This window comes from Autumnicola tepida (genome assembly GCF_031846485.1).
Classification (GTDB): Bacteria; Bacteroidota; Bacteroidia; order Flavobacteriales; family Flavobacteriaceae; genus Autumnicola; species Autumnicola tepida.
The window spans coordinates 431,889-447,305 of sequence record NZ_JAVRHQ010000001.1 but is presented as its reverse complement, the minus strand read 5'-3'; the positions used below and the strand labels follow the sequence as shown (position 1 = coordinate 447,305).

9 protein-coding genes are annotated in these 15,417 nt (G+C 36.9%); all 9 read right to left on the bottom strand.

Annotated elements, in window-relative coordinates; genetic code table 11:
• The 9 genes from RM553_RS02130 to mobC all read right to left on the bottom strand — a co-directional run bounded on the left by RM553_RS02130 (position 1) and on the right by mobC (position 15,412).
• Positions 1-3,741 (bottom strand): YecA family protein, encoded by a 3,741-nt coding sequence (locus RM553_RS02130; protein WP_311533326.1) that lies wholly within the window; start codon positions 3,739-3,741, stop codon positions 1-3.
• Positions 3,742-3,849: 108 nt separating this feature from the next.
• Complete coding sequence (locus RM553_RS02125; protein ID WP_311533325.1) at positions 3,850-4,713, bottom strand: hypothetical protein; 864 nt, start codon at positions 4,711-4,713, stop codon at positions 3,850-3,852.
• Complete coding sequence (locus RM553_RS02120; RefSeq protein WP_311533324.1) at positions 4,701-6,992, bottom strand: Piwi domain-containing protein; 2,292 nt, start codon at positions 6,990-6,992, stop codon at positions 4,701-4,703. Before RM553_RS02120 ends, RM553_RS02125 begins: the two co-directional genes overlap by 13 nt.
• Before the next feature lie 4 nt (positions 6,993-6,996).
• Entirely contained in the window at positions 6,997-9,555 is a 2,559-nt protein-coding gene (locus tag RM553_RS02115) for an AAA family ATPase (RefSeq protein WP_311533323.1), read from the bottom strand.
• Position 9,556: 1 nt separating this feature from the next.
• The gene (locus RM553_RS02110; protein WP_311533322.1) at positions 9,557-10,750 is read right to left on the bottom strand and encodes a restriction endonuclease subunit S; all 1,194 of its coding nucleotides are present in this window, start codon (positions 10,748-10,750) and stop codon (positions 9,557-9,559) included.
• Positions 10,750-12,279: a type I restriction-modification system subunit M gene (locus RM553_RS02105; RefSeq protein ID WP_311533321.1), complete on the bottom strand. Its 1,530-nt coding sequence runs from the start codon at positions 12,277-12,279 to the stop codon at positions 10,750-10,752. The genes RM553_RS02110 and RM553_RS02105 overlap by 1 nt, the downstream gene beginning before the upstream one ends.
• Position 12,280: 1 nt before the next feature.
• Positions 12,281-12,706 (bottom strand): hypothetical protein, encoded by a 426-nt coding sequence (locus RM553_RS02100; protein WP_311533320.1) that lies wholly within the window; start codon positions 12,704-12,706, stop codon positions 12,281-12,283.
• 3 nt (positions 12,707-12,709) lie between these two features.
• Positions 12,710-13,282 carry a restriction endonuclease subunit S gene (locus RM553_RS02095; RefSeq protein ID WP_311533319.1) on the bottom strand — a complete coding sequence of 191 codons (573 nt, stop codon included), beginning with the start codon at positions 13,280-13,282 and terminating at the stop codon, positions 12,710-12,712.
• Positions 13,283-13,423: 141 nt separating this feature from the next.
• Positions 13,424-15,412 carry a conjugal transfer protein MobC gene (gene mobC, locus RM553_RS02090; protein ID WP_311533318.1) on the bottom strand — a complete coding sequence of 663 codons (1,989 nt, stop codon included), beginning with the start codon at positions 15,410-15,412 and terminating at the stop codon, positions 13,424-13,426.
• Between the last annotated feature and the right edge of the window lie 5 nt (positions 15,413-15,417).

Below are 15,417 nucleotides of genomic sequence, written 5' to 3'. Positions count from 1 at the left end.
TTATTTAAGAGCATCTAATCCGTTTTCTTTTAAATTATAAAGGGTAACAAAAGGCATTGCCAATTGTCTCGTTTTAAGATATGGAGTAAGCATGTCTTCTTGTGTCACAAAAAATGACTTCACTGTGTAATCAGATAAATCCAAGCCGTACTTTTTACTGAGTTGATCCAAATTTGCCTTCAACCAGCTATCTCGCTCCACATGTTTATCAATCCAACCTTTTTCCGAATCACTGCCAAATAGTTTGTCAACCTCTCCAATCATTTCTTTGATGTTTCGACTTGGAGCCATGCTTTTACATTCTAAACTGTATATGGTCTTTGTGGAAGTGTCTATTACAAGCACATCAACATCACCTATATCAGTATCATTTTTGAGGACTGATTTTGGATTGATTGGAACTTCAGAATCAATCATCAAGTCCTTTCTATCAAATTCATTCAAAACGGATTCTACTAATCTTTTACCATTATGCTGTGCCAGTTTGCCTAAGACTTTTTGCACTGGTCCGTCATCACTTACTCTGAGTCTGTTTGTGGTACATTGATCATACCAATACATTCTGCTTGATAGCAGCTGTCTAAATCCCCAGTAAACGGTTGGGTTGTCTGGGTCTGTGGGGTTGTCAACCAAGACTAATGGCTTGCGAAGCAGGGAAAGTCTTCTGTTAAACCTCCAAGGTGAAATGTCAATATTGTCAAAACCAGCAGGAACACGATGTACTTTTCCTCTATTGAATAAACTCAGATATGCTATTGCTGTATTAAATTCTTCCTCAGTATAGGTGTGATCATGCTTGTTTATTTCAATGAATAAATCCTTTTTCAGCATGGTTGCACATGCATTAGGTTGGGAATAGGCTACAATTCCCAAGTCATTTACTACCTTACACAATCTTGTGAAGGAGATTCCAAACTCTTCTGTAAAAGCATTATCAAGACTTTCGGGTACGTCTGAGCCCTCCATAGGATTCAGTTGTGGAAATACTTGTTCGAAAGTGTCTTGAGCATCACGTACATTCTCTTTCGACTTGGAGGCGTGATATGGGTCAAAAATTTCTCGGAAGAGTTGTTTGCTTGTACCGATACGACCTGAAGGCAAAATGCCCATTTCTATTTCGAAAAGGTCAAATTCAATCTGATCACCCATAGAACCCCAATCGATTATTGCGTTCATTATGGCTACTAGCTCATCTATAGCAGTTGTGCTAATGATCTTGTTGCCAGTGGAGGGTTCTGCTGCCAGATGTTCTATTAAACACCTTACCGCAATGGTCGTTTGATTGAGTTTAGCAAGGCTATCCTGTAAATCACTTGTTTGTTGTTCCTGAGTAACAAAGCATGCAATTCGGGTTGGTGTTTTGACTCTTAGTTCTTCTCTTTTATGAATTAAGCTTTCATTGAGGTTGATTAACCTTTTGAGGAGAGGTTCATTAGGGTATTGGCTAATTGTTGTCTGCAGCATAGGTAGCAATACTCGCATCACTACATCCCTTGTCAATTTGGTCTTTACAGCTTTATCAGTAATCTCACCAACTGCAGGGCATAAGTTGCCCAAGCCCGGAATAAGACTATTTAATATGGTATTCACATTATAGCCTTGTAAATATCTATGCCTTGTAAGGTTTGAAGGATCGAGTAATAGGTTATCAGCTGAATCCAGAATAAAGATTTTCTTCTTCACTCCGAGGGGTGCGGCTGCATCAACAATTTGATTAATTCTTTCAGTCTCGATAGTCGGCTTCTGTTGAGCCTCCAACAGGAGATTTATTCCTAGAAGAATCTGCCTTGTTAATTCTCGTTCTCCTTGGTTGTCTGCCCCGTACAGATATGGTATAATGGCAGGTGGTATCGAAATTGAGATAGTATTGCCATCAACTGATATGTTGAAATGACTGGCCAACGCAGGATCACGTTCAAAGTTTCGCTCTATGGGATTGAAACGGTCTTCCTGCTCAAACTCGAATCTAAAAGCAATAGGAGCTTGCTCAAGATTAGATAAGTCGGCATTTATAAATTCCTGACATTGCCATAACCAAAAAGCGATGGCGTCAATCATTTCAAAATACAAGCCTCTTGCAGCTGGGGGGATGTCAAATGAGTTTTTATTCGGGGAAACCCAAACAGGTAAAGGAAACCCTTCGACAGCCATATTGAGATTGCCTTCTGACAATTCATCAATGGAACAATAAATTGGAGCATACTTATCCTTTCGTATCACAGGGATGTTCGCAAGCCTACCTTCGACTAATCGTGTTACCGAATGCTCATCAGAAAGAAGCTTTGCTTCCTGATATAAACTACCTGCATATCCCGGCTCTACGTGAAGGATTACACCGGAACTATCATCTGAAACATAAAAGGAGTCATCATTTTCCTTGTATACTTTGAAGACATCCAGAAAAGAAGCTCCAAACATGTTGCTGCCTGGGATTTGACTATCTCTTGCATTGGCGAAATTCCAAAGGTCAATAGCGTCATGTTCTTTCAATTTCACTAATGTGTCAAAATCATAGATTGGCATTCCTATACTCACAGAGTTTTCAGTATTGCCATACATGAAGAACATGTCTTGACCCATTGAAGAAATCAGGGAAATGTCCATAAACTGGTGACCTGCAAATTCAGGCAATGCCAGGGTGCTGTTGATAATCTGTTGCTTTCTTTGCTCATGTGTTGCTTCACCTGATGTTCTGTATTGAACAAATGCGAGTTTGTCATCATCAAAGCGATAGATCGCTTCTCTAATGGTAGGGTCAGTATTTTCTGAAATTGCAGGAATATCAATTCGTGAAAAGCCGAGTTGCTTCAAGTGAAGCTGTGTGTAATTCCAAATGACATTATGATAGGCGTTGCTAACAGCAGGGAAGCAGCCTGATGTCCTTGCTTCTGAATGAATGAAATCGACTAAAGCATAGCTGAGTGTTGCCGGGGAGGTAATGATGTATTCACCATTGTGGTGAATTATTGGTTTAGCCAGCAATGGACTTTCCTCAATATGATCATTAGCTATTTCAGGATCGTGAATGTCAAGTACAAACATGTCTAATGCTTCCCTTGCTATCTGCTCAGATTGAAGCAATTGGGTCATTTCCTCCTCAGAAAAAGTAACAGCTGCTTTTAATTCTGCAAGGCGTGTTGAATCAGGAATAGATACGAGGTTATTCTCAACTTCTTCAAATTGGTATCGGCCATATCCTAGACGGGTAGCCACTCTGTCTGAAAGATTTAAAATTAACAGAGCTGCATGCATGCAATTGTTTTTAAACCAGTCTGGAATGCCTGAATCCGGCCAATTGTAAATTGCCGTTAATAGCTTGGAGGGCACATAGCTACCACCTTCTGTAATGCCTGGGAAAATAATGTAGTCACCACCGTAGAATGTGATTAAGTCTGTGAATAGGTTTGTGACAGGATCTTCCAGATAATGTGAGGGGTAATTCTCATTTAGGAAGGTCGTTAATGCTGCTTGAGATACATTAGGCTTATCGTCATTAAAGTTTCTTAGGCATATCCTCGAAAGCTCTTCGAAACGGACGTTCTTACCATGATTTTGGGCGAGTAAAGTGAGAACAGCGAAGGACTTTAGAAGGTCAATTGAATTGTATTCAGAGAAAAATGGGCGAGGTTGTTGTTGAGTATGTGAAGTACTAAACGTACGACCAGAATTCATACAACACTTCTTGTATTTTTTGCCACTGCCACATGGGCATTTATCGTTTCTTCCTATCTTCTTGCTCATTATTGAATTGTTTTTTAGTTACCAAATCCAAAACTCTTCACACTTTTATTCAGTCTCAGCATTGAAATATAGTAGTGAATTTTATTTCAGATAAGAATATTCCCATAATTACTTTGTATTTTGGTAGCCAAAGGCTCTTAATATCATTTCTTGAAACTTGATTTTTAATTTAGGAATAAAGTTTCCTGACAAACCTATAACTGCACCTAATCCTAAGATTAGATTCAAGTCGTTCACAAATAGCTTTTTGTCTTCAGGTAACAATTGAAAGGCTTTATATGCTCCACAAAGAATCCCAATAATAAAAAGGTTGTATACTGCAATTGAAAAAATATTGATTCGCTTTTTAAAACGACTCTCAAATTCTAATAAACGAGATACTTCATCAGCATCTCTTGGCAACTTAAATTGGATAATAATATCAAATGCACGGTAATACACGATACGTATGAAGTCGCTGTTAAATGATTCTTTGGTGTTGCTCATTGTATTATACGCTTCATTCAATTGGTCATTGGTTATTTTTGGTTTATCCAGTAAAAAGAGAAACACCAAAACCATAGACTGATTGTTGGCTTTGCTTAGATAATTACCAATCAATAAATTTTCAAAACTCGTTGTAACCTTACCTCTAGCTCGGTTTCGGATGACACCCAAAAGCCATTCTTTATCACATTCAAATTTCAGCACCCCTATAACCAATGTAAAAATCAGGAAATCGTCATGTATAAAAGGAGCAACAGAGTTCTCAGAAACTTTACGTTTTGATATTTTGGCATATTGAGACTCAAAACTTTCTTTTGAATTCTTTTTAATAGCCTGAATAGACGAGTAATAAATTGTATCAGGTTCTGAAAAGCTACCTTGAGGTAATTGAAATACCTCATCGGTAACCAAGGCAACCAAAGCAGCTTGCTTAGGTTGTTTGGCTAGACTGCTCAAATAACTATGCTTTTCTTCTATAAAAACCATTTTTTTCGCTTTAAGGTATAGTTCAATTTATCAGCATCCCATTCTGGTATATGTCTCATTTTTCCAAGTAGCCTTGAAATAAGATTAGAATACAGCATAGTCGCAGGTTCTTCTCTTGGTAAAAAACCTCTCCAGGATAAATAGGTGAATGAATAAATCTGCTGGGTGATATAATTCAAATCATAAAACATCAAGTCTTTTAATTCGGGATCATCATAATTTCCTTGAGGCTTTCTTATTTTAATTTGTATAGGGGTGCTCATGCCATGCTTAGCCGTTTTTAGTTCCCTTGCTCCAAGCATCTGTACTAAACAGGTTTCATCATCTATAAAGACATTACTTCCTCGCTTTGGAATATACTTTCCTATAATTTGATGCGATCCATATTTTGATTCTCCTTGTTGACTAGTATCGAATAAAATGCTTGGATGGCTTTTGCTTATTGTTACGAAAGCAAACTTGATATTAAACTGTCCAATCTCTTTAACTAGCTGGCTAATAACTCCAAACTCCACATTTTTAATCGGTTTAAATATGTGAAAAATCAATCTTACAGTATCTCCTTCTTGCCATGCATATTCATCTGAAAGACGGCCAATAGAACTTTTAAGGCTTTTGAGCAATTCTTCAAAATAACTTTCGTACGGAACATCTTTTACCTTGTCTCCTAAAAGATATTGTCCGTCACTCGACATAAAGGTGGTAATTCCCACTACACGACTACTTTCAGCTCCCTTGTATATTGTACTTCTCAGCCAACTATGTCCTATCCCTATTACAATTTCTCTGTCCACCGACCTTTGGGCGGGCAATACCCACGGTGTTCCTCCTAACTTTGCATAAATCTGAAGAGCTAATGGGTTTAATATATATTCCGTATAGTTAGATATGGTAGATGATCTTACAAACTGTACCGGTATTTCTAAAGAAAGTAGTTTCGCCTTAATCTTATAATATGGATTGTCTCTATCTGAAAGAGCTTTAAATCTATCAGGTATCTCGATTATAGCAAGATGTGGCTTCTCATTATCATAATTACTTATTACACTTAAATAGTCCTTTAAGCCATAATCAGAAATTTCTTGTATATCAAAATTAATATCTTGAAGCTCATATTTTTTAAGTAATCCTTTTTGGAAGTATCGGGAGTTTGCTATACCATCCTTTAAATGAGACAAGAATCTTGTGAAATCACCTCTCTTGGCTCTATGACAAATACTTATTATTCTTGGATTTTTTATATCAAAACTAATGCTGTCATAAGGTCCATAATTTGACAGTCCCATATCGGCATTTATATTATTCTTTTTTGTGCCAGCATGATCATAGATAAATGTTGGTGTTTGCAAATTCATGCTATTTTGAACTTGCAATGGCGATGTATCTACTTTAAAACAAAATCCATCTCGGTTTTGAAACAAAATTGGATTATCACCACCCGAAAAAAGGTGCTTTGCAATCTTATTTATTTCAGCAAGCTGGCTAACAGGATTTTGCTTTTTAATACGTTCTTGTTTTACAGCCTCTAATATTTGATCACATTTTTGCTGATTAATAGCAAAGTTTAAATAGGCTTGAATATTTCTCCTCGTTTTACGAATAAAGAGTTCGTTCAGTGGATAACTCTCGTCACCATCATTTGTGGAAACTATCGCTATATTGCCACTAATCGATTTTATTACACCTACAAAATCTTCGTTTGGAGCAAGTATATTATCTAATCCCGGAAGCGTTTCAGTATGTAATACTTCAAAATCAATCAAATCAAAGCCTTCCCGAGATAGTTCCAAACATGAAATATTAAATACCCAGTTTCTACGAATGTTAACTAAAAAAGCAAAACCTTTAGAGTCATTAATATTTGTATCTCGGAGTTGTACCTCGATAAGTTTCTTAAACGCAATTTTATGTTTTAATCTTTCTGGTAGAAAATTTAAAATTAAATCGTCTTTATCTTGGCGTGAATAAAACCTAAAAGGATAAAAATCTACCGGTATAAAGCCTTGAAACCTATCTTTAAACGTTCTAAAAAAAATGTGCTTTACCAATGATGCGGTTACTTTGGCATCACCAAATACCGATCGCTTTTCTACCTTACCGCTAAGCAGGCTTTTCTCATCATCTTTATTTGAAATAACAATCAAATTACCATCCCTAAAAAATGAGTAAGAACTATTATAATTTTGCCTCAATTCTTGCAATCGTTCATCAGAATATGTCTCCGTTATTATCTGGTAATCTGAAAAATCAAACCGTATGGGGAAGTAATTTAACTGCATATATTTAAATGTTTTTATATTCTTCTTTTAGCTGATTCAACTTGTTAATTTCCTCGTCTAAAAGGTCTGAGTTAATTTCTAGATTACTATAACTATCAGATGGAAGATGTCCTTCCTTCAAGTCACATACATTACCATAGTATTGCACGAACTTCTCAGAAAAATCATTATCTAACTTAATTTCCTTGATTTTAGATAGTTTTATATGCTTGTCAAAAGGACTTATGATGCTTCTTAGCATATTGTTTTTAACAAAATACTCGTAACAGGTTGCCAAAGAGGCAAAACCATGGGCTAGAATCAAAGAACGTTCTTCCGGTGCTGCTGCTCGGCTCTTCCTTAAATAACCAGTTGGTATTTCTGTATTCTTGTATTTCGCCTCAATTCTAGGAGAGTTATCAAGATACACCTTACCGATGCTCTCTATCATGTGGTTTTTAAAACTCAATTCCAATTGCTCAACAGCATTGCTTACATGATGAAAGAAGGGCTTGTCGTGCGTAAAGATAATTACTTGTTTTGTGGTGCTTTCTTTGGCAATACGCTTGGCTATTATCTCTTTTCTATCATCATCCAATGAGTTTACTGGATCGTCAAAGATTAAACCCTGATTAATTTCTGACATTTTCATTTCAGCCAAAAAATCTGCAATAGCAATCACCTTTTGTTCGCCTTCGCTTAATATCGTAGAAGGAGAATTGCCTTTTAATTCTAATTGTCTGAATGATGTACCTCCCGAACCAGTATGATTGATGGTAATACCAAAATTTCCATTTAACTCTTCACAGATTTCATTAAAAGCCAGCACATACTCATCATTGAAGTACTTATTTGAAAGCAGTTTCTCGGTATCAGTAACTTTTCGTTTCTGATACTTGACTTTATTTGCCTTGTCAACCCATTTAAGGTTTGCTACTAAGTCTTTTACTTTCGATAAATGCTGATTGTATTTCTGCTTGTGGAGCAGGAATGTTTTTTCCTTTTTCAAGTCGGTAAGCTTAGTAAGTAATTCATCACTTTTAAGCTGCCTAATAGTCGTTGTAATGCCGTTTTCTAAAGCTGTTAATTGATCTGTTTTAACCTCAATAGATGTAGCTTGGAATGTTTCTCGTTTGTCAAGGGCAGAAGTGATTGTTCCGCACAATGTTTTTAACACGCCCAACTGAGTTGTGATTATAATAAAGGTAGATTCATGATTAGTTTTTATCCATTCACCCAATACACTATCTTCTTTTAGCAGGTCAAAACTTAGATCTTTAAGTAGATTAATTTTAGAAGTTAATGTTTGAATATGCGTGTTCAAATTTTGCTCCGCTTCGCTTTTTATGAATGTCCAATACTTGGAAATCAAATCTTTTGCGTTCTCATCCAATGGTTGATGGCACAGCAAACAAGTTTCATCATTTGCAGGGTAATCCGGGTTTTGCTTTTTGGCAAAGGTATCCGCAGAGGTAATGAACGATTTCCATTCGGTTGAGCCGACCTCTTTTAATTTATCCGTACTGAAATTACTTATACCTTCACTTATTGCTTGTGTTTCAAATGCGTTTAGGCCTGTAATAAGCTTGTTGTACTCATCCATTTTTTCCGTTGTAAAATGAGCATTTAAGGCAGTTATCTCACTTATTTTAGGCTGAATGAGAGCCTTAAGTTTTTCGAGAGCTTCAATTTCCTTCTTACTAGAATTAACCTTAACGCTTAACTCATCATGTTCTTTCTCAACCTGTTCTTGCTTTTGTTTGTCGACCTCTGAAAAAGGAGTGTATTGAGCAACTTGTTCTTCAGTTGTGCTTTTAGAAACACCTTGTACAAATGATTTAATATCCGATTCACCTTCAAATAGAGCCTCTAGGTTATTATCGGTATCTTTTTGCTCAATCTGTTCCTTTAGCTTTGCCTCCAGTTGATTGATAGCAGTATTGTATTTACCAAAGAAATTTAACCCCGATGGTCTAAAAGTAAACTGATTCTTCTCTTTGAGATACTTTTGGGCACTATCTCCATCAAATACAGCAAATTGTTCAAAAATACTATTCGCTTCATCCGTTGGATAGGATAATGGCAATGAAGTACCATCCTTTTTGAACGAAAAGCTTGCTTTTACATTCTTGGGGGTATCTTCATTAATATTAGGTTGTATAGTTTCTTTTGAGCGAGAATGAAATACTTGTTTTAGTAATCTCACATAGCCCGATTTACCTGCTCCGTTGGCTCCAAAAATCAAGGTAAACTTATTATCAAACAACAATTGTTGCCGTTCACTCAATGCGTTTACCCCTTCAATATTCTCTAGTTTTTCAAAAACAACCTGAGTGCCATAAGAACCCTCTGTAAAGTCAGGATCTTCAAAGGTAATATCTTCATGCTCTTGACTTTCCTTAATGCCTAAATCTTCCAAAAGCAATTCGTATGCTGAATCAATTACCGTATCATCAATATCCTGATTCTCAAAAATTTTGGCAACTAAAAACCGTCCCCAATAGGGTAGCTCATTAGCAAAATGCTTTATTTCAGAAACCAATGTTTCTGATTGTTCGGTAGCTATTTCGTTTACATCACTCATATCAATCAATTTTAACCCTCACTTCACCAGTTAAAAGCTTTTGCATCAAACCCTTCTTTTGCTCTTTTAGTACATCTATTTGTTGCTGCAATAGTTCTATTTCCTTGTCCGCTTCCGAAAGGACGGCTACAATCTTCTTTTGTTCTTCTAAAGAGGGTACAGGTATTTTTAGTTTGGCAAATTCTGACTGCCCCAAGGTTTTGTTTCTTCCAGCTCCACCAGGAGAGGCTAAGCCTAAAAGGTGCTTACCTCTGGCGGTTTTGAAAAAATAAAGCAGGTAGTCCAGATCAAGAATTTCTTTCTTGGGCTTGTACATTGGGAAACGGTGAGAGGCGATCATACCTACCTCCGCTTCTGTGGTTTTAGCGATAGCGTGTTCCCATGCAAAAACTATATTAACTACAAAACAGTCCGGTTGAATCCAGAAAACTGATTTATTACCAAGGCTAGCTCCGCTAACTTCTTCTTTATGAAAAATTCCTTTACAGTGTGAGCGAATGCCAATTTCACGATAGGGTGTTTCAAGATCAGGCGTGAATCGTTTCTTAACTCGATGAACTATGTCCGAAATGTGTTTTAATTCCCAGTCTTCTGGTAAATCACCTAATTTAGTCTTAAGTGATTTTTTACTTTTGACAAATTCTTTAAATCGCTTCCTTCCAGTGAGAAGTTGCTGTTTTAATCCTGTTTTTCTCTTTTCCGACAGAAGAAGAAGGCTTGATGATTTTGAAATTGCGCGATCAATAGTTACAAGAACAATTGCAATCTCACGCTGCTCCTTTATTGGAGGGAATGGAATTTTAACCATCGAATAATCTCGGTAGTAAATATGCGGTATTGTACTTCCAATTATGAATTTATTGAAATGAACAGCTTGAAGTGAATAGAATAAATAGTCTATGTCACAGTTCCCACTTGGGAAAATATACGTGAGGGTCCCTAATAAAGAAGATTTTGGCTCGCATTTTAATACCCTGCCAACTCCTGCACCATCCTTTATTATACCAACATACTCTTCATCACTTGCGTAAGTATTGATTGTTGTAATTATCCCGCTTGCACCATAAATGGGAAATGAGCCACTGCCTCCTTCTATTTCTCCCATGGAGATTGAAGAGTTTTTAGCTGTTGTAATTTCACTTAGCTTTCTTACATCCCAGGTATCTGGTAGTATGTTTATATCGAGGCTCTTCATTAAAATCCAAGTTCTTTTAAGTATACATCCATTTGTTTTTCAACATCCGAAAGCTCCTTTTTCAATTCAATGATATTGTCTTGCGTAGCTGAAACGTCAATCTCCTCATCCTCCTCGAATGTGTCTACATAGCGTGGAATATTGAGATTGTACCCGTTTTCTTCTACTTCCTGAATTGTGGCACGATAGGCATATTTTTCTTCTAATACTTTGCCTTCTTCCTTGTCCAAGGGAGCGGCTTTCTGAAATGCACGATAAGAGTTGACAACTTTATCAATGTCCGCATCACGCAATCGGTTCTGATTGGTACTGGATTCATACCCCTCACTAGCATCAACAAAGAGGATATCTTTATTCTTCTCTTTGGCTCTATTAAAAATTAGAATAGCAGCAGGAATACTCGTTCCATAAAAGAGGTTGGCAGGTAAGCCAATCACTGCTTCCAACAAGTTTTCTTCAATTAGCTGCTTTCTTATTTTACTTTCACTGCTTCCCCTGAAAAGCACCCCATGAGGCAGAATAACACCAACGCGACCTGTGTCATGATACGTAGACTCTATCATGTGAGAAACAAAAGCATAATCTCCCTTGCTCTTTGGAGGAGTTCCCCTATGGAATCTGTTGAACTGATCAGAAATAGCGTTGTCAGCTCCCCACTTGTCTAATGAAAACGGAGGATTTGCCCCTACTATATTCCCTTTAAGCAGGCTATCTTCTTCCAGCAACTTAGGATTGTTTAAAGTGTCACCCCATTCAATAGTAGCATCATCTATCTCGTGCAAAAACATATTCATACGAGCAAGAGCCCAAGTGCTACCGTTGATTTCCTGACCATAAAGTGAATAATTTTTATTCCCTACCTCTTCAGCAAGTTTAATCAACAAAGAACCTGAACCACATGTCGGATCAATAATGCGATCACCAGGCTGAGGATTGAGTAGTTTGGCTAAAAGTTTTGAAACTTGCGCAGGCGTATAAAATTCCCCAGCTTTCTTTCCGGCATCACTGGCAAATTTTTCAATTAGATATTCATAAGCATCTCCAATTACGTCATTATCCTCTAAATGGGAAGGCTGTAGATCTAACGCAGAAAAGTCAACCAATAGATTTTTAAGCCTTCTATTTCTATCTTTGGTCTGACCTAGATTTGCTTCTGAATTGAAGTCAATATTTCGGAATACACGCTCCAGTTTACTTCGGTTGGCATCCTCCATGCTTTCCAGTGCAGTGTTGATCAATTCTCCAATATTTGCCGCATTCCTATTCTCAAACAAATAGTCGAAAGTACAGGTATCGGGCAACTGGAAACGCTCATTTCTCAAAGCTCTTTGCACTCTGATTTCATCACCGTTATACTTTTCTGCATAAAAATTCTTTTTGTCTTTCCATACATCTGATACATATTTCACAAAAAGCATAGTAAGGATATAGTCCTTGTACTGGGATGGATCAATAACCCCTCTAAAGGTGTCACATGCCTTCCAAACAATATTATTAATCTCGTTTTGTGTAATTGGTTTTTTACTCATGCTAATCGTTTATTATTATATATATAGAGGTATATGATTCTATATTTTCGTTAATGAATATTTCCTTATGTTCGAGAATCCTGTTATCGGGAATTTGCACACCAAGTTTCTTTAATTCCATAGCTTCCTTTTTTGGAATCTCAAAACCTCTATTACTCTTGTGATGTGCTGTGCCATCGGTATTTACGGCATAAATCTCTTTTTTGCTATTCCTTGGGTAAATGTGATAATGTCCCTTAACAGGAATATTTTTATCTTCAGGATGATAGGTGTACCTATTCTGAGTTTTCTGGAATTTTTGATAAGTTTTATGTTCAAGAATTAATTCCGAAAAGATATTGATGTCAAAAGATATTTCAATAGCATAGCTATTCTCAATACCCATTAATTCCTTTTGCCTTTTTAATATTTCACTTAATTTTTTCATTATCTAATTAATCATAACGCCATTAATGATTTTTCCTATTATACCCTGATATACTTTTTGTTTTTCTAAAATAATCTGTTTTGATATTTCCATATCTCTATAATGCAAGGACTTAATAGCTATTGCTTTTTGTTGTAATTCCAAAGGAGGAAGCTTCACTGCAAAAGCCTCCAATTCAGATTTACGAATGGAAGGAATAGAACTCCCTGCACCAAGAGTCTGGAAATAAGCCTGCGTTTGTGGCATATTAAATAGGGTAGTCAAAAATTCAGGTATTACTTTTAAAGCATCAGGCTTGATAACAAAAAATATTGAAGATGCTATCGCTGGACCGAATTCTTTATTATAAGTCCAAGCAAAGTTCCTCATTCCTTTTCCAACCAACAGAATATCTCCATCTTCAAGAAGGTGAGCTTTCTTTTTTTGATCTATCTGAACGAAAGTGTCAACCTCATCCGTTTGATTCCCCCAATCATCAAAATGCTTAGCCTGCAAATACACCGCATTACCAATACTTTTAGGCTTCACGTATAAACCAAACTGTAATTGAGCAATATCTCCTAATTTTACCTTCATTTAATTTGTAGCTTATTTCAAATTCACTACAAATATATAAAAAACATCCAATATTTAATAAAATTATTTTGTAGAGTTTTTCAAATTTTGAAAACAACAGAAAAAGTCATTCTTATCCAAGGAAAAAAAACGAATATGCTATTATTTCCTCACCACCAAATGGCTCAGTCCCGGATCATTCAGCAGCCGTTCCATTTCTGATTGTATAATGTCCTGAATATCCTGTTTGATTTGAAAATAATTCCGCTGTACCATGCCCGAATCCAATTTTCGAATAACTTCAATGTCCTTATAATTTTGCTCCTCACATTTAAGGCTGTCATGGTCATTAATGATCTCACAATGGAACGCTTTTAGGTCAATCTTACAATCTGGATTATCGGCTACCATACCCACAAATTCACCGGAGCTTAACCCCGATATTTTGGAAGGTGGTATGGCTGCCTCCAATTGTTTGGATCGGCTGATGGAAGTATCCCCGCTGTTAATGGAATAACTTTCCCTGTCCTGCATGATTTTCCCAAAACGTTCCGATAGTTGTTTGGCAGTATCACCCGTAACCTGACCGCTAACAATATTCCCTGTAATATTCATAATGACATCTGCCTGCTCACGTCCGTAATCTTTACGAAGCTGACTAAAATCCTGAATACCCAGACAAGTAGAAACCATATTGCTCCTTGCAGTGGCAATCAGGCTATCCATATTATTCAGATAGATAGTCGGGAACTCATCAAATATGAGACTGCTCTTTAGCTTCCCTTTTTTGTTCACCAGCTTAATTAACCTGTTTACATAGAGCGATAATACCGCTCCGTAAATCTGTATTTTTTGCGGATTGTTTCCCATACACACAATCTTTGGATCATCCGGATTATTAATATCCAGATTGAAATCATTTCCTGATAACACATAGTATAATTGTGGAGATGAAAGCCTTGCCATTGCCACTTTTGCTGAGGCTATCTGACCTTCCAATTGTTCCATGACATCGTTCAGGTACGCATTAACAAAAGGATTGATAAGCACTTCAATTTCCTTTTCGGTACGAAGCAAAGTAAACAGGCTATCATAATCTACCTGCATCAATTCTATCACATGTGGTAAGGTGCAGAATTCTCCATCCTGATATTTTTTCAGATACCAGATAATAGCAGTTAGAAAGTTAATTGGGGATTCCACAAAGAAATCCCCCTGACGTTTAATCCATTCCCGATTCAATCCCATCAAAATAGTACGGGCACTTTCTGCTGCATCGGTAATATCGGTCATCGCTGAAGGCTCCAAAGGATTGCATCGATGGCTACGGGTGAGGTCATCGAAATTAATTACATAAAATGCCGGTGGCTTGGTATATCGATGCTGGTTGTTTAGCCAGGTGTTATACGCTATTTTGGAAAGGTCATCAAACTTAAAGTCGTACACAAACATGGTAAACCCTTTGCGGATATGCTGTGTAATCACATGACGTATCACAAAGTAGGATTTCCCGGAACCGGGAGTTCCCAATACCATAATCGCCCGAAATGGATTAATGATATTGACCCAACTTTTCCGTTGCTTGTCTTTTAATTGGTATTGGGCAGGAAGATTTATGGAATATTCATTTTCCAGCAGCCGTTCTTCCTGTGGAAAGGTTTCGTTTTCCTTATTAAAGATGTCCTTGTTATTAATTTTATCTCTAATAATTCGGGAAAGCAAGGTGCCTCCCGTCAATACCAGAAGAAAGCCTATTCCTGTAAGTGCCACATACAGGATAGCAGTCGTAATTACAGGTGTATTTAACTTCATGCACAGGTAGCTGATAAAATAAATAAGCAATCCGGTAATCAGGTAAGCAAAAGCTGTTCTGTGGTTTAATTTCTCATTCTTTTTCCCTTTGGCTCCTATAAGGGATATACCCAAAAAACCAAGCGCAATTAATTTTGATTTATAAAAATTGCTGAACAAGCCCGTCTTATAAATATTGCTTAGAATACGGTCGCCAAATGTGCTTTGCCAACCCCATATTTCAAAAGCACTGTAACAGTAATAATAGAAATGGATAATTAATATGGTAATACTGATAAGCCTGGTCATATCCAGTATCTTTCTCAGTGCCTGTTCATTTTCTCCGGTGTGCGTTCCCATGGCTT